The organism is Sphaerisporangium album (genome assembly GCF_003323745.1).
In the GTDB taxonomy this organism is placed as follows: domain Bacteria; phylum Actinomycetota; class Actinomycetes; order Streptosporangiales; family Streptosporangiaceae; genus Sphaerisporangium; species Sphaerisporangium album.
Genome location: NZ_QOIL01000007.1, coordinates 128846 through 149501, shown reverse-complemented (window position 1 = coordinate 149501; position 20656 = coordinate 128846). Strand labels below are relative to the sequence as shown.

General features: G+C 71.1%; 16 protein-coding genes. 10 read left to right on the top strand and 6 right to left on the bottom strand.

Annotation, left to right across the window (positions count from 1 at the left end):
• Window positions 1-9: 9 nt before the first annotated feature.
• The 3 genes from DQ384_RS14625 to DQ384_RS14615 all read right to left on the bottom strand — a co-directional run bounded on the left by DQ384_RS14625 (window position 10) and on the right by DQ384_RS14615 (window position 2287).
• Window positions 10-675: a DUF6879 family protein gene (locus DQ384_RS14625; RefSeq protein ID WP_114029335.1), complete on the bottom strand. Its 666-nt coding sequence runs from the start codon at window positions 673-675 to the stop codon at window positions 10-12.
• A 322-nt stretch (window positions 676-997) separates the two neighbouring features.
• Window positions 998-1543 carry a DUF1707 SHOCT-like domain-containing protein gene (locus DQ384_RS41245; protein ID WP_181871214.1) on the bottom strand — a complete coding sequence of 182 codons (546 nt, stop codon included), beginning with the start codon at window positions 1541-1543 and terminating at the stop codon, window positions 998-1000.
• Between the two features lie 6 nt (window positions 1544-1549).
• Window positions 1550-2287 carry a PadR family transcriptional regulator gene (locus tag DQ384_RS14615; RefSeq protein ID WP_245966476.1) on the bottom strand — a complete coding sequence of 246 codons (738 nt, stop codon included), beginning with the start codon at window positions 2285-2287 and terminating at the stop codon, window positions 1550-1552.
• Window positions 2288-2826: 539 nt separating this feature from the next.
• Between DQ384_RS14615 and DQ384_RS14610 the strand changes: the two genes are divergently transcribed.
• The 7 genes from DQ384_RS14610 to DQ384_RS14580 all read left to right on the top strand — a co-directional run bounded on the left by DQ384_RS14610 (window position 2827) and on the right by DQ384_RS14580 (window position 12643).
• A complete protein-coding gene (locus DQ384_RS14610; RefSeq protein WP_114029333.1) occupies window positions 2827-3558 on the top strand; it encodes a metal-dependent hydrolase in 732 nt (243 codons plus the stop codon).
• Window positions 3559-3775: 217 nt separating this feature from the next.
• Window positions 3776-6568 (top strand): aconitate hydratase, encoded by a 2793-nt coding sequence (locus tag DQ384_RS14605; RefSeq protein ID WP_114029332.1) that lies wholly within the window; start codon window positions 3776-3778, stop codon window positions 6566-6568.
• A 497-nt stretch (window positions 6569-7065) separates the two neighbouring features.
• Window positions 7066-7791 carry a sulfite exporter TauE/SafE family protein gene (locus DQ384_RS14600; protein WP_114029331.1) on the top strand — a complete coding sequence of 242 codons (726 nt, stop codon included), beginning with the start codon at window positions 7066-7068 and terminating at the stop codon, window positions 7789-7791.
• 231 nt (window positions 7792-8022) lie between these two features.
• Window positions 8023-9150, top strand: a complete 1128-nt coding sequence (locus tag DQ384_RS14595; protein WP_114029330.1) for a sugar ABC transporter substrate-binding protein — start codon at window positions 8023-8025, stop codon at window positions 9148-9150.
• A gap of 100 nt (window positions 9151-9250) precedes the next feature.
• Window positions 9251-10027 carry an ATP-binding cassette domain-containing protein gene (locus tag DQ384_RS14590; RefSeq protein ID WP_114029329.1) on the top strand — a complete coding sequence of 259 codons (777 nt, stop codon included), beginning with the start codon at window positions 9251-9253 and terminating at the stop codon, window positions 10025-10027.
• On the top strand, window positions 10024-11277 hold the full coding sequence (locus tag DQ384_RS14585; RefSeq protein WP_114029328.1) for a sugar ABC transporter permease: 1254 nt from the start codon (window positions 10024-10026) through the stop codon (window positions 11275-11277). The genes DQ384_RS14590 and DQ384_RS14585 overlap by 4 nt, the downstream gene beginning before the upstream one ends.
• Window positions 11278-11440: 163 nt before the next feature.
• The gene (locus DQ384_RS14580; protein WP_114029493.1) at window positions 11441-12643 is read left to right on the top strand and encodes an ROK family transcriptional regulator; all 1203 of its coding nucleotides are present in this window, start codon (window positions 11441-11443) and stop codon (window positions 12641-12643) included.
• Window positions 12644-12741: 98 nt separating this feature from the next.
• Here the strand turns inward: DQ384_RS14580 and DQ384_RS14575 are convergent, their stop codons facing one another.
• Window positions 12742-13518, bottom strand: a complete 777-nt coding sequence (locus DQ384_RS14575; RefSeq protein ID WP_114029327.1) for a neutral zinc metallopeptidase — start codon at window positions 13516-13518, stop codon at window positions 12742-12744.
• A gap of 177 nt (window positions 13519-13695) precedes the next feature.
• Between DQ384_RS14575 and dxs the strand changes: the two genes are divergently transcribed.
• From dxs to DQ384_RS14560, 3 genes are all read left to right on the top strand, one after another.
• On the top strand, window positions 13696-15648 hold the full coding sequence (gene dxs / locus DQ384_RS14570) for a 1-deoxy-D-xylulose-5-phosphate synthase (RefSeq protein ID WP_245966474.1): 1953 nt from the start codon (window positions 13696-13698) through the stop codon (window positions 15646-15648).
• A 148-nt stretch (window positions 15649-15796) separates the two neighbouring features.
• Window positions 15797-17281: an amino acid permease gene (locus DQ384_RS14565; RefSeq protein ID WP_114029325.1), complete on the top strand. Its 1485-nt coding sequence runs from the start codon at window positions 15797-15799 to the stop codon at window positions 17279-17281.
• An 86-nt stretch (window positions 17282-17367) separates the two neighbouring features.
• Window positions 17368-18375 carry a LacI family DNA-binding transcriptional regulator gene (locus DQ384_RS14560; protein WP_114029324.1) on the top strand — a complete coding sequence of 336 codons (1008 nt, stop codon included), beginning with the start codon at window positions 17368-17370 and terminating at the stop codon, window positions 18373-18375.
• Window positions 18376-18405: 30 nt separating this feature from the next.
• Here the strand turns inward: DQ384_RS14560 and DQ384_RS14555 are convergent, their stop codons facing one another.
• Both DQ384_RS14555 and DQ384_RS14550 read right to left on the bottom strand, forming a co-directional pair.
• Window positions 18406-19677 carry an HRDC domain-containing protein gene (locus DQ384_RS14555; protein WP_114029323.1) on the bottom strand — a complete coding sequence of 424 codons (1272 nt, stop codon included), beginning with the start codon at window positions 19675-19677 and terminating at the stop codon, window positions 18406-18408.
• Complete coding sequence (locus tag DQ384_RS14550) at window positions 19674-20276, bottom strand: DUF3000 domain-containing protein (protein WP_114029492.1); 603 nt, start codon at window positions 20274-20276, stop codon at window positions 19674-19676. The genes DQ384_RS14555 and DQ384_RS14550 overlap by 4 nt, the downstream gene beginning before the upstream one ends.
• Between the last annotated feature and the right edge of the window lie 380 nt (window positions 20277-20656).

The following is a 20656-nucleotide window of genomic DNA, read 5'->3' as shown; positions in this document are numbered from 1 at the left end:
AGGACGGGGTCAGGCCGTCCCGGTGCGCGCGGCCGGGGCGGGCAGCGGGGCGACCTCGCGGCGGACGTACGCCCGCAGCTCCTCGCCCTGGTCGTACAGCGACGTCAGCGCCGCGAGGCAGGGGTCGATGACCTCGGGGTCGGTGATGCGCCGTCCCCCGAGGTGGGCGCCCCCGGCGTCGTACAGCACCTCGTACATCAGGCCGGACTCGAAGATCAGCAGCTCGGGCAGCGGCCCGGAACGTTCGAAAGCGCGGACGGCCGAGGCGGGCACCACGCGGGGCCGCTCCCCGGCGTCGGCGCGGGCCGCGAGGACGTGCAGCTCCCACTGCATGTAGGGCGTCAGGGGCCACTCGACGATCCGGGCGCGGCGGAACTCGGCGTAGCCGTCGTACTCGGCGGGGAACCCGTCCCGCATCTCGCCGACGAGCCGCAGGGAACGTTCCCAGTCGCCTTCGGTCATGGCGACCCAGCTCGGCTCGTAGGGCTCGTAGAAGTGCTGGGCACGTTCCAGCTTCCAGACGACACCTTCGGCGCTCTCGTAGGCCGCGCGGAACTCCGGGCCGTAGACCTCCGGTGGAAGGACCGCCGCCTCCGCCGCGCGCACCCGCTCGAACACCCCGGCGACCTCGATCACCTTGAGATCACGGCGAAAAACGTCGGTAAGCGGGACCATCGGCTGCTCCTCGTCGTTGGTGCGGGACTCCACGGAGGGCCGGACCGCGGAGTTTTGGCGTGAGGTACGGGGAGAACAGGCGCCACCATGCCCGGACGCGTTCGAGGCCAAACCCGGGAATGACAACGGTCTTCAAGACAAGGCAGATCATCAGTCGGCTGACTTGGAGCGTCAAGGCCCAATTCCGGAACGGCGGGCACCCGCACGGCTACGGCGCGCGACCGTGGCAGGGACGTCCGCCCAGCTTGGCGCGCACGCGAAAGGCCGGACGGGCACGCGGCCCGTCCGGTCCGAGGATCGGCTCACCACGCCCGGCGAGGCCTCAGGAACGGCGGCCGGCGCGGGGGTGGTGATGGAAGCGGCGGTGCGCCAGGCCCAGCACGGCGAACACCAGCCACATCAGGAACAGAACCTTCAGGACGCCGAACACCGGCCACAGTGAGCCGGAGACCAGCGAGGCGATCAGCACGATCGCCAGGATGAACAGGAACACCGGCGGCCTGCCGTGCCGGCGGTGGACGCGGTGCCGCTCGCGGCGGGCCGCGCGCATGGCGTGCCGCCAGGCCAGGTCCCCCGGACGCGGCCCCCAGGGCGGGCCGAAGGCTTGGTCCCAGGGCGCGGGGTCCGCGTGCGGGGAGGGCGCCCAGGTGGGCCGCCCGCCGTGGGCCGCCTGGCGCGGTGTGGTGGGGCCGGGAAGGTCGGCCGTCGCCCGGCGCAGCTCGCCGGCGGTACGGGCGGCGAGGACCGTGTCGAGTCGTTCGTCCAGCTCTTCGTGGGTGAGGCGGCCCTGCGCGAAGTGCTCGCGCAGGGCGGTCATCACCTCGTCGCGCTCCGCGTCACCGATCCGCAGATCGTCCCGCGAGGTCATCGGGGGTCACTCCTCCGAGGTGTCGCCGTCGGCCAGAATCTGGTAGAGCTTGCGCCGGGTCTGGGCCAGGATCTGCTTGGCCTGCCCGATCTGGCCCTCGGTCCCAGTCTGCGCTATCTGGAAGAGCGCCGCGGCCGCCTGACGCGACAGGTCGAAAAGTTCGTAGACCGTGTCGTCGACGTCGGGCGTCATGTCCTCCCACGGCGCGCGCACCTCTTCGGGGTGCTCGGCCACGTACTCCTGGCCCGCGGGGGTGAGCTGGAAGGTCTTGCGGCCCTCGGTCTCCTCGGCGCGCACCAGGCCCTCGTCGGTGAGCTGCTGCAGGGCCGGGTAGACCGCCCCCGGACTGGGCTTCCAGCCGCCCTCGCTGCGCTGGGCGATCTCCTGGATGATCTGGTACCCGTTGCGGGGCTCCTCGCTGAGCAGCGCGAGGATCGCGGCGCGGACGTCGCCGCGCTTCGCCTTGCGCGGTCCCCGGCCGAACGGGCCGCGCCCGCCGAACGGGAAGCCGGGCCCGCCGAAGGGGCCGCCGCCGCGCCCGAAGTCCCACGGGAAGGGGCCGGGACCGCGGCGCCCCCGGTGGCGGCGCTCCCGCCCCTCGTGCTCGTCGCCGGGCTCGTGCGGGCTGTGGTGACCGTGGTGGCCGTGGTGGCCTGGACCGTGCTGCCGGCCCGAGGCCATGGAGCCGAACGCGGCCATCGCCGCGCCCCGGAACATCCGCGGGTCGGGCCAGGGCCCTGGCATCGCATGTGCGTGTGTCATCGTCTTCCCCCTGACTCGGCGATCGACCATCGACCGCTCTCGATGCCTCAACGATATATCGCTACTGTTCTCAGAACAACCCGGTTGTTCGACAAATCGGGGAACCGTCCGGCGGGGAGGAGTGGTTCCGGGCGGGGTTCACGGCGGTCCGCCAGGCGCTCTACCTGCGGTTCGCCGCCTATGGTGACCGAACTCCAACCCTCCGTGACGGAGCGGCGGAACGTGCCAGAAAATAGTGACGCAGCTCACGAAAATCCGGGAACACGTCCTGAGATCCGAGCGTTACCACCTATCGACGGGTCCGTTCTGCTTTGAGAGGGCTGGGGGGTGCTCTTGGAGCGGAACGGTCCCGTCTGCCTTTTCCTGGCCTCTTCCCTTCGCTGCCCTTGACTACCGTCGAGTAACTTTCGGTCCGGCCAGGGTTACCTATCCCCGAGGCAAGCGACACGCCGGGCCGTTGCGGGCACGCTTCCCGGATATGGCCGGGATTTTGCCGTAAGGTGCCCGAACGTGATCTACGCATGATGGGGCATACGCACGCGCTGAGTGGAGCAGCGGCCTGGTTGCTCCTCGCGCCGGCGCTGACCGCCCTTCCCGCGCTCGGAGGCCCCGCCGCCGACCTCGCCCCGATGGTCGCGGGCGTGCTGTCGCCGGGCGAGCTGATCGCGGGAGCGCTCGTCTGCGCCGGGGCCGCGATGCTCCCGGACCTGGACCACCCGCACGCGACGATCGCCCAGACCTTCGGCCCGGCGACGTGGGTGCTCAGCAAGGTGGTCAACTGGGCCAGCGGCGGGCACCGCCACGCGACCCATTCCCTGGCGTTCGCCGTCGCCGCCGGCTTCGGGGCGCACTTCCTCGCCGGCCGCTATCCCGTCGGCCGCGACATCGTGGTCATCCTCATGATCGGCCTGGCCGTCCGCGCCATCGGCATCGGCATCCCCGGCAAGACCATCGTCTCGGCCCTGGTGAACATCGCGATCACCGCCGGGGCGTTCGTCCTCCTGCAGTCGCGCGGGGTGGACTACCTCTGGCTCGGCTTCGCCGTCGCGATCGGATGCCTGGCGCACGTGGTGGGGGACTGCCTGACCGAGCGCGGGTGCCCGGTGCTGTGGCCGCTCCAGCACCGATGGCTGCTGCCGTGGAAGATCGGCATCAAGACGGGGCGGACGTTCGAGGTGAAGATCCTCGGGCCCGTCCTGTCGGTCGTGGTGATCGGCCTCTTCGCCGCCCGCCTCATGCCGGTCGCCGCGTGAGGCGCACGTCGCGGCGGTATGCTACTCGACGGTAACTTGATGTCGAGATACATAACCGGATATCTTGATATCGAGACATCCGCCGTCCGTGACGAGGTTAGGCCTACCTAACTGCTGTGGTACTCCGCCGGTGCGGCAGGATCTATGGGGCGAACCCGGCATTACGTGTGCGACCCACCATCAGTGGCGATGAGTTGGAACAAGGAGGCGAGTCCCTGTGTCCGCGAACAGCTTCGGCGCCCGTGACACACTTCGCGTCGGTGACGCGGCCTACGAGATCTACCGGCTGGACGCCGTCGAGGGGTCGGCGCGCCTCCCGTACAGCTTGAAGATCCTCCTGGAGAACCTGCTCCGCACCGAGGACGGCGCGAACATCACCGGCGAGCACATCCGCGCGCTCGGCCAGTGGGACCCGAAGGCCGCCCCCAGCGTGGAGATCCAGTTCACCCCGGCCCGCGTGATCATGCAGGACTTCACCGGAGTGCCCTGCGTGGTGGACCTCGCCACGATGCGCGAGGCCGTGCGCGACCTCGGCGGCGACCCGGCGAGGATCAACCCGCTGGCCCCCGCCGAGATGGTCATCGACCACTCCGTCATCGTCGACTTCTTCGGCGGCCCCGACTCCTTCCGGCGCAACGTGGAGCGCGAGTACGAGCGCAACCGCGAGCGCTACCAGTTCCTGCGCTGGGGCCAGACCGCCTTCGACGAGTTCAAGGTCGTCCCGCCGGGCACCGGCATCGTGCACCAGGTCAACATCGAGCACCTCGCCCGGGTCGTGATGATCCGCGACGGGAAGGCCTATCCCGACACCTGCGTCGGCACCGACTCCCACACCACGATGGAGAACGGCGTCGGCGTGCTCGGCTGGGGCGTCGGCGGCATCGAGGCCGAGGCCGCCATGCTCGGCCAGCCGATCTCCATGCTGATCCCGCGCGTGGTCGGCTTCAAGCTGGTCGGCGAGCTCCCGCCGGGCGCGACCGCCACCGACCTGGTCCTGCGCATCACCGAGATGCTCCGCCGCCACGGCGTCGTCGGCAAGTTCGTCGAGTTCTACGGCGAGGGCGTCGCCGCCGTCCCGCTGGCCAACCGCGCCACGATCGGCAACATGAGCCCCGAGTTCGGCTCCACCTGCGCGATCTTCCCGATCGACGACGAGACCGTGAAGTACCTCAAGCTCACCGGCCGCCCCGACGAGCAGGTCGCGCTGGTCGAGGCGTACGCGAAGACCCAGGGCCTGTGGCACGACCCGTCCCGCGAGCCGGACTTCTCCGAGTACATCGAGCTGGACCTGTCCACCGTCGTGCCGTCCATCGCCGGGCCCAAGCGCCCGCAGGACCGCATCGCGCTGGACACCGCCAAGGAGACCTGGCGCCGTGACGTGAAGGTCTTCGTGCCGGACGCCGAGGGGACGGACGAGGAGGGCAAGGAGTCCTTCCCGGCGTCCGACGCGCCGGCCTCCAACTTCCAGGCCGACGGGCACGACAAGGAGGAGGACCGGCCGCTCGCCGCCTCCGCGCCGGGCACGGCGGCCGTGGGCCGTCCGCGCGACCCGACGCCGGTCACGCTCGCCGACGGGACGTCCTTCGAGATCGACCACGGCGCCGTCGTGATCGCCGCGATCACCTCCTGCACCAACACCTCCAACCCCTACGTCATGATCGGCGCCGCCCTGCTCGCCAGGAACGCCGTCGACAAGGGGCTGACCCGCAAGCCGTGGGTGAAGACCTCGCTGGCCCCCGGCTCGCAGGTCGTCACCGGCTACTTCGAGCGCGCGGGCCTCACGCCCTACCTCGACAAGCTGGGCTTCAACCTGGTCGGGTACGGCTGCACCACCTGCATCGGCAACTCCGGGCCGCTGCCGGAGGAGATCTCCGAGGCCGTCCAGTCCGCCGACCTCGCCGTCACCGCCGTCCTGTCCGGCAACCGCAACTTCGAGGGCCGGATCAACCCCGACGTCAAGATGAACTACCTGGCCTCGCCGCCGCTCGTCGTCGCCTACGCCCTCGCGGGCACGATGGACCTCGACCTGAACACCGAGCCGCTCGGCACCGGCCCCGACGGCGAGCCGGTGTACCTCAAGGACATCTGGCCCTCGCCGGAGGAGGTCGCCGAGGTCGTCAACTCCTCGATCGGCGAGGACATGTTCAAGCGCGACTACGCGGACGTGTTCACCGGCGACGAGACCTGGCGCTCGCTGCCGATCCCGACCGGCGACACCTTCGAGTGGGACCCGGCCTCGACCTACGTCCGCAAGGCGCCGTACTTCGACGGCATGCCGAGCGAGCCCGAGCCGGTCACCGACATCGCGGGCGCCCGGGTGCTCGCCCTGCTCGGCGACTCGGTGACGACCGACCACATCTCGCCGGCCGGCTCGATCAAGTCGGACTCGCCGGCCGGACGCTACCTCAAGGAGAACGGCGTCGAGTTCAAGGACTTCAACTCCTACGGCTCGCGCCGGGGCAACCACGAGGTCATGATCCGCGGCACGTTCGCCAACATCCGCCTGCGCAACCAGATCGCGCCGGGCACCGAGGGCGGCTTCACCCGCGACTTCACCCAGGACGGCGGCCCCGTCTCCACGATCTACGACGCCTCGGTGAACTACCAGGCGTCCGGGATCCCGCTGGTGGTGCTGGCGGGCAAGGAGTACGGCTCCGGCTCCTCGCGCGACTGGGCGGCCAAGGGCACCGCGCTGCTCGGCGTCCGCGCCGTCATCGCCGAGTCCTACGAGCGCATCCACCGCTCGAACCTCATCGGCATGGGCGTGCTGCCGCTGCAGTTCCCCGAGGGCCAGAGCGCGGCGTCGCTCGGGCTGACGGGCGAGGAGACGTTCGACATCACCGGCGTCGAGGAGCTCAACGCGGGCACGACCCCGGCGACCGTGACGGTGAAGGCCGGCGACAAGGAATTCCAGGCCGTCGTGCGCATCGACACGCCCGGCGAGGCCGACTACTACCGCCACGGCGGCATCATGCAGTACGTCCTGCGCTCCCTGCTCGCCAAGAGCTGAGCAGGGTCTCGCGGGGCCACGGCCCCGCCAATCGGGGGTCACGAACTCCGAAGAGGACGGCCCGGCGTCACACCCGTACCCCGGGCCGTCCCGCCCCCATGCCCTGAAGTCCGCGCCCCGGGGCAGGGCGTCTCCGGGCGGTCCGGCCTCACCGCCGCCCCTGGCCGGCCGGAGCGTGGGCCGTACTCTGCCAGTGAGACGATCGAGCGGCGGGCGGAGGCTCGGATGCGGCGGGCTCGGATGCTTTTGCCGGTCTGGATCTTCGTCACGGACATCGGCGGCACGCTGACCTGGCCGTCGATCGCTCCGGAGGCGTTCTGGAGATCCGGCGCGCTGCCGGCCTCGTCGTCTCACCGCGCCACTCGCCGCACCTGATCGGCGCAGCCACTCACCGCAATAGACGCTCCACGCGTCGCGCGCCCGTCAGGCGTCCGAGGGGTGCCGCGGCCCTTAACCCGTTGCGGGCGGTGGTGGGTTCGCGTCTAGCGTTGCGCTCCATGACTCATGAGCTGTTTGTGCTGGTACTTGGTGGTTTGGCAGTGTTCGTCGGTGCGGTGGTGCAGGGAGGGGTCGGGTTCGGGCTCGGCTTGCTGGCCGCGCCGATCATCACGGTGCTGGACCCCACGGTCATGCCGGGCGGCGTCCAGGTGGTCAACGCCACCCTGCCGCTGCTGACGCTCGTCGCGGAATGGCGCGCGATCGACTGGCGGGGGCTCGGGTTCGCGCTGCTCGGCAGGCTGCCGGGGACGGCGCTCGGCGGGCTCGTCGTCCTGTACGTCAGCACGCGGGCGCTCGGCGTCCTGGTCGGCGTGATGGTGCTCGTGGCGGTGGCGGTCACGGCCTCGGCCCTGGCCGTGCCAAAGAACGGCTTCACGCTGACCGTCGCCGGGCTGATCTCCGGGATCACGGGCACCGCCACCGGCATCGGCGGGCCGCCGCTCGGCATCGTGTACCAGCACGAGAAGGGGCCGAAGATCCGCGCGACGCTGGCGCTGTTCTTCGTCCTCGCCGCCCTGCAGTCGCTCGGCGTCCTCGCCGTCCTGGGCAGGCTGCCGCTGCGGTCGGTGCTCTGGGGCGCGGCGCTGATCCCGTTCATAGTGGCCGGGTTCGCGGCGTCGGGACCGCTGCGCCGGTTCCTGGACGGGGGGCGGATCCGGGCCGGGATCCTCGTGGTGGCCGCGGCCTCGGCCTTCGTGCTGATCACGCGCAGCCTGGCAGGTTAAGCATGCGTTTCCCGATTGTTACCGGCGGCAACAAATTTTGACCCTCGGAGGTCTGGCGCGCCGCCCCGGATGGGAATACGTTGCCGCAAACAACATTCAAAGAAACGGCCAAGCCGCGACCCGGTGGAAGCCGTTCCTTCCCCCCGGTCAGAGCTCGGCCGGGCACCTTCCACCAGACCCCCATACGCCACGCCTTCCGTGGCGATCTCTGCAGAAAGGACCCGTGCACCCATGCGCAAGGGGATCCTCGGCCTGACCGCCGCAGCGGCGGCGCTCACTCTCGGTCTCACCGCCTGCGGGGGCAGCGACAGTGGTGACACCAGCAGCGCGGCTCCGTCCAGCGGGGGCGCCTCCCCGTCCTCCGAGGCCAAGCCGGGCAAGATCGGCGTGATCCTGCCCGACAGCAAGTCGTCTCCCCGCTGGGAGACCGCTGACCACAAGTTCCTCGAAGAGGCCTTCAAGGCCGCGGGCGTCGCCTACGACATCCAGAACGCGCAGAACGACAAGACCGCGTTCCAGACGATCGCCGACCAGATGATCACCAACGGCGCGACCGTGCTGATGATCGTCAACCTGGACAGCGGCACCGGCAAGGCCGTCATCGACAAGGCCAAGGCCCAGGGCGTCCCGGTCATCGACTACGACCGCCTGACCCTCGGCGGCGGCGCCTCGTACTACGTCAGCTTCGACAACGTCAAGGTCGGGACGCTGCAGGGCGAGGGCCTCGTCAAGTGCCTCGCCGACAAGAAGGTCGAGAAGCCCATCATCGCCGAGCTCAACGGCTCGCCGACCGACAACAACGCGACCCTCTTCAAGCAGGGCTACGACGGCGTGCTGCAGCCGAAGTTCGACTCCGGCGAGTTCGTCAAGGGCCCGGACGAGTCCGTGCCGGAGTGGGACCCGGTCAAGGGCGGCACGATGTTCGAGCAGATGCTGACCTCCCAGCCGAAGATCGCGGGTGTGCTCGCCGCGAACGACAACCTCGGCAACGCCGCCATCACCGTGCTGAAGAAGCAGAAGCTCAACGGCAAGGTGCCGGTGACCGGCCAGGACGCGGGCGTCCAGGGCCTGCAGAACATCCTCGCCGGCGACCAGTGCATGACCGTCTACAAGGCCGTCAAGAAGGAGGCCGACGCCGCCTCCCAGCTCGCCATCGCGCTCGCCAAGGGTGAGAAGCCGACCGTGAGCGGCGTCACCAAGGACACCCAGACCAACCAGGACGTCCCCTCCGTGCTGCTGGACCCGCAGGCGATCACATTCGACAACGTCAAGGACGTCGTCACCGACGGGTTCGTCACCAAGGAAGAGCTGTGCACCGGCGAGTTCGCCGCCAAGTGCACCGAGGCCGGTATCCAGTAGAACCGAGGTCCGGTGCGGCCCGCGCTTCCCGGGGAGGCCTCCCACAGGAGGTCTCCCCGCCGGGGTGCGCGGCGTGTACCGTCAATCTCTGAGGAGCAACGTGTCATCCCAACCCGTCCTGGAGATCCGCGGGCTCGACAAGAGCTTCGGACCCGTGCAGGTCCTGCACGAGGTCGCCTTCTCGGCGTACGCCGGTGAGGTCACCGCACTGGTCGGCGACAACGGCGCAGGCAAGTCCACCCTGGTGAAATGCATCGGCGGCACCTACTCGATCGACGCGGGCGAGCTCCTGTTCGACGGCCGCCCCGTGCAGGTGAACAGCCCCCGCGAGGCCGCCGACCTCGGCATCGAGATCGTCTACCAGGACCTCGCCCTGTGCGACAACCTCGACATCGTCCAGAACATGTTCCTGGGCCGCGAGAAGAAGAGCGGGCTGGTCCTGGACGAGGCGACGATGGAGGAGATGGCGGCCAAGACCCTCGACAGCCTCTCGGTCCGCACCGTCAAGTCGATCCGGCAGCTCGTCTCCAGCCTGTCCGGCGGTCAGCGGCAGACCGTCGCCATCGCCAAGGCCGTGCTGTGGAACAGCAAGGTCGTCATCCTGGACGAGCCCACCGCCGCGCTCGGCGTCGCCCAGACCGCCCAGGTGCTGGAGCTGGTACGCCGTCTGGCCGACAACGGCCTGGCGGTGATCCTCATCTCCCACAACATGAACGACGTCTTCGCCGTCTCGGACCGGATCGCGGCGCTGTACCTCGGTCGCATGGCCGCGCAGGTGAAGACGGCCGACGTCACCCACTCGCAGGTCGTCGAGCTGATCACCTCGGGACGCAGCGGCGAGCTCGGCCTGCAGAACGTCAACGGAGTCACCGCATGAGTACGACGATGCTTCCCGGCACGAAGACCGCCGCGCCGTCGCCCGGCATCGGCCAGAACGTCCGTGCCTACATCGGACGGGTCCGGGGCGGTGACATGGGCGCCCTGCCGGCCATCCTCGGGTTGCTCGTGCTCTGCACCACCTTCGCGATCCTGCGGCCGGTGTTCTTCTCGGCGATCAACTTCGCCAACCTCTTCACCCAGGGCGCCGCGATCAGCATGATCGCCATGGGTCTGGTGTTCGTCCTGCTCCTCGGCGAGATCGACCTGTCGGCCGGGTACACCAGCGGCGTCTGCGCGGCGGTACTCGCCGTCGCCATGACCCAGAACGGCCTGCCCTGGTACGTCAGCGCCGGCGCGGCGATCCTGACGGGCATCGTGATCGGGCTCGTGCTCGGGGCGCTGGTCGCGAAGCTGGGCATTCCCTCGTTCGTCGTCACGCTCGCCGCGTTCCTGGCGTTCCAGGGCCTGCTTCTCGTCCTGGTGCACGAGGGCAACAACATCGCGATCCGCGACCCGGTGATCATCGCGATCGAGAACAGGTACCTGCCGCCGGTCCTCGGCTGGATCCTCTACGCGGTGTGCGTGCTGGTGTACGCCGGCGTCCAGGTCGTGCGGGCGCGCCGCCGCGCCGGACGGGGCCTCATGGCCGATCCGGCCACGCTCATCGCCTTCCGGGTGGGCACGCTGGCGGTCCTCGGCGGGCTCGCGGTCTACGCCCTGAACCTGGAGCGCAGCCGCAACGCCCTGCTCGTGTCGCTCAAGGGCGTGCCCATCGTCGTCCCCATCGTCGTGGCGCTGCTCATCTTCTGGACGTTCGTCCTGCGCCGCACCGCGTTCGGCCGGCACATCTACGCCGTCGGCGGCAACGCCGAGGCCGCACGCCGCGCCGGCATCAACGTCGACCGCATCCGGGTGAGCGCCTTCGTCATCTGCTCGGGCATGGCTTCCATCGGCGGCATCATCCTGGCGTCCCAGGCCAGCTCCGTCGACCCCAGCACGGGCGGCAGCGACGTGCTGCTGTTCGCGGTCGGCGCCGCGGTCATCGGCGGCACCAGCCTGTTCGGCGGCAAGGGCAGGGTGCTCGACGCGCTGCTGGGCGGCGCCGTGGTCGCGGTCATCAACAACGGCATGGGCCTGATGGGCTACAGCGCGAGCGTCAAGTACATCGTCACCGGGCTCGTCCTGCTCCTGGCCGCCGGGGTCGACGCGCTCTCCCGCAAGCGCGCCGCCGCCTCTGGTCTAAGGTGATCCCGGCCGGTCCGTCCCAAGAATTTGCCAAGGAACGTCGGTGGTGTTCATATGAACACCGGCGAGGTCCCCGTGCCGGCATGCCGCCGGTGCGCGGCGTCTTCCTGGGCTGCCTCGCCGCGCCACCCACTTGACGGCACCACGAACCAGAGGACCAACGATGATGCGCGCGGGGCCCTCGCAGGAGGAGATCCGGCGCCAGAACCTCGGGGCGCTCCTGCGGCACGTCCATCTCAGCGGGCCCACCTCCCGTGCCGAGCTCACCAGCAGGATGGGGCTCAACCGCAGCACGATCATGGCGCTCACCGCCGACCTCACCGCGGCGGGCCTCGTCCGCGAGGAGCTTCCCAGGGAGACCGGGCGGGCGGGCCGCCCGTCGCTGGTGGTCCGCCCCGAGTCGTCGCGGGTGTACGTCCTGGCGTTCGACATCGGCGTGGACCGGCTGGTCGCCGCCCGCGTCGGCCTGGGCGGGGTGATCCTCGACCGCGCCGAGTCCCCGCGCGATCGCGGGCCCTTCTCGCTCGGCGAGGTCTCCGGCCTGCTGGCGGGCTTCACCGGCCAGATGCTGAAGAAGGTCGGCGCCGACGCGGTGTGCGTCGGCGTGGGCGTCTCCTTCTCCGGCGGCGTGCGCAGGCTCGACGGCGTCGTGCGGTTCAGCCCCAACATGGGCGTCGCGGACGTGCCCCTCGGCGCGGAGCTGGAGGCCAGGCTCGGGCTAGGCATCCCCGTCGCCGTGGGCAACGACGCCAACCTCGGCGCGCTCGCCGAGCAGGCCCGGGGGGTCGGGGCGGGCTCGCGGGACCTCATCTACCTGCACGGCGACGTCGGCATCGGCGGCGGCATCATCGCCTCCGGCCAGTTGCTCGGCGGCCACGGCGGCTACGGCGGCGAGGTCGGGCACATGGTGGTCAACGCGGGCGGACGGCCGTGCGGCTGCGGGTCCCGCGGCTGCCTGGAGGCCGAGGTGGGGGAGCGGGCGCTGCTGGAGGCCGCCGGGCGGTTCGGCCACCAGGTCGGCCGCGACGCCGTGCGCTCGGTCGTGGACGCCGCCGACCGCGGTGACGTCGTCGCCCGCGAGGCCCTCCTGCGCGTGGGGGACTGGCTCGGCCTCGGGGTGGCCAACCTGGTGAACATCTTCAACCCCGAGATCGTCGTCTTCGGGGGCATGCTCAGGGAGATCTACCTCGGCGCCGCGGCCCAGGTGCGCAGCCGGATCAACACCGACGTCCTGTACGCCTCCCGCGAGCATCTGCGGTTGCGCACCCCCGTGCTGGGGGACGACACCACCCTGGTGGGGGCGGCCGAGCTGGCCTTCGCCCAAGTGCTCGCCGACCCCCTGGACGCTCTCGCCCGGGTCGGCGCCTGACCGGAGGTCACCGCGGCGGCGGGTCACCTCCCGGACACGTTCACCTTGCCGGTGTTCCCGGCGTACTGGACGCTCGTCGGCGCCGGCCGCCCCGCCTTCTACCCCACCATGGGGGCGCCGGCGATCCAGGTGTTGCACGCGGACGGGCCCGCCGTCTTGAAGCCGCGGTTCAGCCAGTTGGCGATGTTGCGCCCCTTGCCGTGGTCGCGGACGTCGGTGGTCTCGTCGCCGCTGCGCCGGTCGGCGTCCAGCAGGGTGCGCCAGTCGTCCGTCGTGCGGTCCAGGGACCCCCAGACGCTGCCGATGAAGGCGCCCGCCAGGCATTCGGCCTGGAGCTCGTGCCGGCGCGTCTGCTCGTTGAACTCCGCGCGGTTGCGGCCGGTGAGACGGTCGTAGGCCTTCCACATGCCCGCGGCGTTCTGGACGTGGTGGCCGTACTCGTGGGCGATCACGTCCATCAGGAACAGGTCCTCCGGATCGTTCATGATGGACTTGTCCAGCAGGAACACGATCTCGTGGGTCGGGTTGCAGTAGATCGCCTGGACGTACTTGCCCCACTTCTCCCCGCACGCCCGCTGTGGTTTGGTGATGAACCTCACAGTCGGCTTGGTGAACGGGAGGCCCGCCTTCTTGAAGTGGGTCGTCCAGACGGCGTCCAGGCACGTGACCAGCGGCATCAGGTAGCGCTTCACCGAGGCGACGTCACCCGCCTCGACGGGTTGTTCGGGGCAGGACGTGCGGGGAAGAGGCCCCGAGGAGTACAGCGGGCTCCTGGTGAGCACCGGCGCGTTCTTGATCGGGTAAGCCCAGGAGGTGCCCTGGAAGAGCAGTGGTGCAACCAGGGCCAAAAGGACGACGAAGGAGACCTTGCGCATGACCCAGTGAGAGTACGCGACACGCCCACACCTCGTAAAACCAATCTAATGTGGGCAACCTGTGAAGGTTTCGCGAGGCTCCCACGGGAGCGCCGCAGGGGTGGGATCCTTGGGCAAATAGACTTCGGGCACGTCGGCGATCAGGTAAATGGGCGAGCAAGTGGAGGAGATGATTCCGTGAGCGAGCGGAGCCAGCGGAGCGACGGTCCTGGCGACGGACGGGCCGACCTTCTCGCCTCGGTCAAGGGTCCGGGAGACCTCAAGCGTCTGGAGCCCGGCGAACTGCCCGCCCTGGCCGCCGAGATCCGTGACCTCCTCGTCTCCACGACCTCCCGCACCGGCGGCCACCTCGGCCCCAACCTGGGCGTCGTCGAGCTGACCATCGCGCTGCACCGCGTGTTCGACTCCCCGCACGACCGCATCCTCTGGGACACCGGCCACCAGGCGTACGTCCACAAGATGCTCACCGGCCGCGCCGGCGAGTTCGACACGCTGCGCCAGGAAGGCGGCCTGTCGGGGTACCCGAGCCAGGCCGAGTCCGAGCACGACGTCATCGAGAACTCCCACGCCTCGACCGCCCTGTCCTACGCCGACGGCCTGGCCAAGGCGTACAAGCTGCGCGGCGACACCGGCCGCACGGTCGTCGCGGTGATCGGCGACGGCGCGCTGACCGGCGGCATGGCGTGGGAGGCCCTCAACAACATCGCCGGCCACGCCAAGGACCCCGACCTTCCGCTGGTCATCGTCGTCAACGACAACGGCAGGTCCTACTCGCCGACCATCGGCGGGCTGGCCTCCCACCTGGCGTCCCTGCGCATGACGCAGAACTACGAGCACATGCTGGAGTTCGTCAAGCACAACCTCGGCCGCGTCCCCGTCGTCGGCGCGCCGCTGTACGACACGCTGCACGGCGTCAAGAAGGGCATCAAGGACGTCCTGGCGCCGCAGGTCATGTTCGAGGACCTCGGGCTGAAGTACGTCGGCCCGATCGACGGCCACGACGAGCAGGCGGTCGAGGCCGCCCTGCGCAGGGCGCGCGACTTCCGCGGCCCGGTCATCGTCCACGTCCTCACCACCAAGGGCCACGGCTACGCGCACGCCGAGAACCACGACGAGGACTGCTTCCACTCGCCGCAGCCCTTCGATCCGCTGACCGGCGAGGAGCAGCCCCGCCCCCATGGCTGGACCAACGTCTTCGGCCAGGAGCTCGTCCGGCTCGGCGCCGAGCGGCCCGACCTGGTGGCGATCACCGCCGCCATGCTGCACCCCACCGGCCTGGCCGCGTTCGCCGAGGCCTACCCCGCGCGCACCTACGACGTCGGCATCGCCGAGCAGCACGCCCTGACCAGCGCGGCGGGCCTCGCGCTCGGCGGCCTGCACCCGGTCGTCGCGGTCTACGCCACGTTCCTCAACCGCGCCTTCGACCAGCTCCTGATGGACGTCGCGCTGCACCGCCTGCCGGTCACCGTCGTGCTCGACCGCGCCGGCGTCACCGGCGACGACGGCGCGAGCCACAACGGCATGTGGGACCTGTCGATCCTCCAGGTCGTCCCCGGCCTGTCGGTCGCCGCGCCCCGCGACGGCGCGCGCCTGCGCGAGCTGCTCGGCGAGGCGGTCGAGGTGGACGACGGCCCGACCGTCGTGCGCTTCCCCAAGGGCGCGGTCGGCCCCGAGATCCCCGCCGTGGGCAGGCTCGGCGCGATGGACGTGCTGCTGGGCGGCGAGGCCGCCGACGTGCTGATGGTGGCCGTGGGCCCGATGGCCACGATCTGCCTGGAGGCCGCCGCGCTGCTGGACGCGCACGGCATCTCGGCCACCGTGGTCGACCCGCGCTGGGTCAAGCCGCTCGACGAGGCCCTGGTCGGCGCCGCGAGCGCCGCCAAGCTCGTCGCCGTCGTCGAGGACAACGGCAGGGTCGGCGGGGTGGGCGACGCCGTGGCGCGCCTGCTCAGGGACGCCGAGGTCGACGTCCCGGTACGCACGTTCGGCGTGCCCCAGCGGTTCCTCGGCCACGCCAAGCGGCCCAAGATCCTCTCCGAGGCCGGCCTCACCGGGCAGGACCTCGCCCGGAAGATCACCGAGACCGTCACCCGGGGCGCGCCCGTCCTGGAGGAGCACCCCGCCTCCTGAGGCGCGTCCCGAGAGCGTCCCCCCCCTTCCGCCGGCCGGTTTCCGGCGGAATCGGGGAGGAATGTTCAGCCGGACCTGGGGTAGTCGTGGCGCGCGCTTTCCTCGTGAAGGTGTACCACGTGGTCAAGGGCGATCAGGGGCGTGCCGAATGTCTGTGCTGGGGACGATGTTCCGGACGAAGTCGGTCGAGCTGTCGATCGAGGACACCGAGAGTTCCGGGCATCGGCTGCGCCGCAACCTGAGCGCCCTCGACCTGACCGTGTTCGGCGTCGGAGTGATCGTCGGCACGGGCATCTTCGTCCTGACCGGGCAGGTCGCGCGCGAGAGCTCCGGCCCCGCGGTGGCGCTGTCGTTCGTCATCGCCGGAGTCGTCTGCGCGCTCGCCGCCCTGTGCTACGCCGAGTTCGCCTCGACCGTGCCGGTGGCCGGGTCGGCGTACACCTTCTCCTACGCCACCCTCGGCGAGTTCCCGGCGTGGATCGTCGGGTGGGACCTCATGCTGGAGATGGCACTCGGCGGGGCCGTGGTCGCGGTGGGCTGGTCGGGGTACTTCGCCGAGTTGCTGGCCACCATGGGCATCGAGCTGCCGCCGTCGCTGGCGGGGGAGGACGCGACGTTCAACGTCCCGGCCGTCGTGATCGTGCTGGCGCTCACGGCCGTGCTGGTGGCCGGCATCAGGCTGTCCGCGCGGTTCAACCTCGTCGTCGTCACCGTCAAGGTGGCCGTGATCCTCCTGGTCATCGTGGCGGGGCTGTTCTTCGTGAAGAGCGCGAACTTCACCCCGTTCATCCCGCCCGCGCGCCCCACGCCGGCGGTCGAGGGGCTCAAGGCGCCGCTGATCCAGACCCTGTTCGGGCTCACCCCGGTCGCCTACGGCGTGCTCGGCGTGTTCTCGGGCGCGGCCATCGTCTTCTTCGCCTTTATCGGCTTCGACGTCGTCGCCACCGCCGCCGAGGAGACCCGCCGTCCCCAGCGCGACCTGCCGATCGGCATCATCGCCTCCCTCGCCATCTGCACCTTCCTGTACGTCGCGGTGTCGCTGGTCGTCGTCGGCATGCAGAAGTACGACCGGCTGAACAGCTCGGCCCCGCTGGCTGGCGCGTTCCGCGCGGTCGGGCAGGACTGGCTGGCCACCATCATCAGCGTGGGGGCGCTGGCGGGGCTGACGACCGTCGTGATGATCCTCATGCTCGGCCAGAGCCGCGTGTTCTTCGCGATGAGCCGCGACAGCCTGCTGCCCCGGCGCCTGGCCGCCGTCCATCCCCGGTTCGGCACGCCGTACCTCATCACGATCATCATCGGCGCGGTCACCGCGGTCCTGGCGGGGCTCATCCCGCTCTCGGCGCTGGCCGAGCTGGTCAACATCGGCACGCTGTTCGCGTTCGTCCTGGTCTCGGTGGGCGTGGTGATCCTGCGCCGCACCCGCCCGGACCTGCCGCGGTCCTTCCGCACGCCGCTGGTGCCGCTCGTGCCCGTCCTTTCGGTGCTGGCCTGCCTCTACCTCATGCTCAACCTGCCGGCGGAGACCTGGCTGCGGTTCCTGGTCTGGATGGCCGTCGGAGTCGTGATCTACTTCCTGTACGGCAGGCGGCACAGCCGCGTCGAAGTGAAGTCCCGGGTGCCCGTCACCTGATCGTTGCCGGAATCGGTTACCGTGCGTATGGGGGCGCGGGTCGCGGGACCGGCCCCGCGGCGGCACGCCGGCCACGGGAGGCGATCATGGCCACGCTCGAAGACGTCGCCAGGCACGCGGGGGTGTCCCTGGCGACGGCCTCGCGGGTCCTCAACGGCAGCACCCGCCAGGTCGGCGCGGCCATGCGGCAGCGGGTCGAGTCCTCGGCCGCCAAGCTCGGCTACCGCGTCGACGCCGCCGCCCAGACCCTGGCGCGCGGCGCGAGCAACGTCGTCGGCGTGGTGATCCAGGACCTCACCGACCCGTACTTCGCCGCCATCGCCGACGGCGCGATCCGCGCGGCCGACCGCCACGGCATGGTGGTCACCCTGGGCACCACCTACCGCGACCCCGAGCGCGAGATCGCGCTGGTGGCCACGCTCAACGCCCAGCGGGCCCGTGCCGTGCTGATCGCCGGTTCCCGGGTCGCGGACGAGACCGTCCTGCGCCGGCTGCGCGCCGAGCTGGACGTGTACCGCGCGGCGGGGGGACGCGTCGCCGTCATCGGCCAGGACGTCCTCGGCACCGGCACCGTGGCGCCGCTGAACCGCGAGGGGGCCTACGACATGGCGGTGGCGCTGGCCCGCCTCGGGCACCGCCGTTTCGCGACGCTCGCCGGGCCGCCGAACCTGCTGACCGCGATCGACCGGGCCGAGGGCTTCGCCTCCGCGCTCTCCGACCTCGGGCTCCGGCCCCCGCTTGAGGTGCACGGCGCGTTCGACCGCGACGGGGGGTACGACGCCGCGTGTGAGCTGCTAGCCATGCGCGGCGACGTCACCTGCGTGTTCGCGGTGAACGACGTGATGGCGACCGGAGCGCTCGCCGCCTTCAGGGAGAACGGCGTCCACGTGCCGCACGACCTGTCGCTCGCCGGGTTCGACGACATCGCCTCCCTGCGCGACCTGGTCCCCTCGCTGACGACCGTGCGCCTGCCGCTGGCGCGCATGGGGTCGCTGGCGCTCGACCTGGCCCTCGCCGACGACGGCGTCCCCAGGCGCGAATCGGTCGGAGGAGAGGTCGTCCTCCGCGACAGCGTGAGGCCGGTCACCGGCTGACCGGCCCTCCGCCGTGTCGGTCCCTCGGGTTCATTCCGTCAGGGGCGTGGGCCCAGGCTCGTCCACCTCGCCCTTGACCACGAGGCGGATCAGCGCCCGGGACAGGGGATGCGCCGTCAGCTCGATCTGCCACTCGCGCGCCCCGAGCTCGCGCAGCCGCGCCGACACCCCCTCGTCGCCGAGGTCGGCGGGCGGCTCCCAGGTCAGGCGCCGGATCGCCTCGGGCTGCAGCAGGTTCTCCGTGGGCATGCGGTTGGCGTCGGCCAGGGCCGCCACCGCGGCGCGGGCGGCGGCCAGGCGCCGGGCGGCCGCGGGGTCGCGGTCGGCCCAGCGGTTGGCGGGGGGCGGGCCCTCGCCCGGGCCGCTCGGCTGCGGGAGCTCCGTCTCGGGCAGCGCGCGGGCCCGGCCGATGGCGTTCAGCCATTCGCGCAGGTGACGCCGGGCGCTGCGCCCGGTGAACGGCGCGATCTCGGTGAGCGCCTTGGTCGTGCGCGGCTGGTCGAGCGCCGCGGTCACGATCGCCGAGTCCGGCAGCACGCGGCCGGGCGCGAGGTCGGCCTCGCGGGCCAGCTCGTCGCGCAGCGTCCACAGCTCCCGCACCACGGCCAAACCGCGCAGCGTGCGCACGCGGTGGATGCCGGAGGTGCGCCGCCACGGGTCGGTGCGCGGCGGCGACGGGGGAGCGGCGAGGATCGCGGCGAACTCCTCCCGCGCCCACGCGAGCTTCCCGCTGGCGGCCAGCTCCTCGTGCAGCTTGTCGCGCAGCTCGATGAGCACCTCGACGTCCAGCACGGCGTAGCGCAGCCAGTCCTCGGGGAGGGGGCGCTGCGACCAGTCGGCCGCCGAGTGGCCCTTCTCCAGGCGCAGGCTGAGGACGTTCTCGACCATCGTGCCGAGGCCGACGCGCTCGTACCCGAGCAGGCGCCCCGCGAGCTCGGTGTCGAACAGGGTGCGGGGGGTGAAGCCGATCTCGGCCAGGCAGGCGAGGTCCTGCGTGGCGGCGTGCAGGACGACTTCGGCGTCGGCGAGTGCCTCGTCGAGCTCCGACAGGTCCGGGCAGGCGATGGGGTCGACGAGCACGCTGCCGGCCCCGGCGCGGCGGAGCTGCACCAGGTAGGCGCGCCCGCTGTAGCGGTAGCCGGACGCGCGCTCGGCGTCGACGGCGACCGGGCCGGTGCCCTTGGCGAACGCGCGGACGGCCGACGCGAGCGCGTCGGCGTCCTCGATGACCGGCGGGATGCCCTCGCGGGGTTCCAGCAGCGGCACTATTTCGGATGCGGGGATGATTTCGTCGTCGGTCACGTCCTGAAGGGCTCCGGGTCTTCTCGACGCGCGGACCGCGGCGGGAGGGCCGCGACGTCAGGTGGCAGGGGTGGAATGCCCGCCGCGAGGCACATCAGGTCGCACCATGCGGCGACGTGGGCCGACAGGTCCTCCTCCAGCGGGGACCACGACGCGCGCAGCTCCAGCTCGGTGGTGATCGGGTCGTCGGCCTTGTTGCCGAAGCCCTCCGAGACGGCGCGGGTGACGGTGCCGCCCGCCGCGGCGTACCCGGCCCCGTGGGAGTCGAGGGCCTCGGTCAGCCAGCTCCACGCCACCGGCCCGAGCATCGGGTCGGAGGTGATCTCGGGCTCCATGTCGGCGCGGACGTAGGCGACCAGGCGGAAGGGGCCGTCCCAGCCGCGCTGGCCGTCGGGATCGAAGAGCATGATCAGGCGGCCGACGGCGAGCTCGTCGTCGCCGCGGTAGACCGACGCGCCGACCGCGCCGGAGTAGGGGGCCAGCCGCTGCGGCGCGGGGATGTCCTCCAGCTCGATCTCCGGCCTGACCTCGGCGGGACGCAGGCTCGCGAGGGCCCGCCGGAATGCGGCGGGGGCCGGCGGCGCGTCACCGATGGTCATGATGGCAGCGTAGGCCGGAACGGGTGGTGCCGGGAACAGGGGGGTATGCGCGGAATACATGGGTGGTGATCAAGCTCTCGTCACCGGGGCGTCGCCACGCTCCGCACACCCCAGGAGTCGGTGGTCGTTCCCGTCGAGGCGAGGGAGCCGCGCGAACCCCCGTTCGCCGGCAAGGTGCGCACAATGCACAGTGCGGTGCTCGGAGGAACTCCACATCGCGGTCATCGCGGGCCTTTCGTCGGGTCCCAAGATCGAGAGTTCGCGTGGACAAGGCTGCGCGCCGCCTGGCCGGCGCTCCCCCCGCGGGCCCTGTCCGTGAACTCGGGGCTGGTCCGACGTTGACACGTCACGGCGACATTTCCCCGCAACGCGCTCGGCGT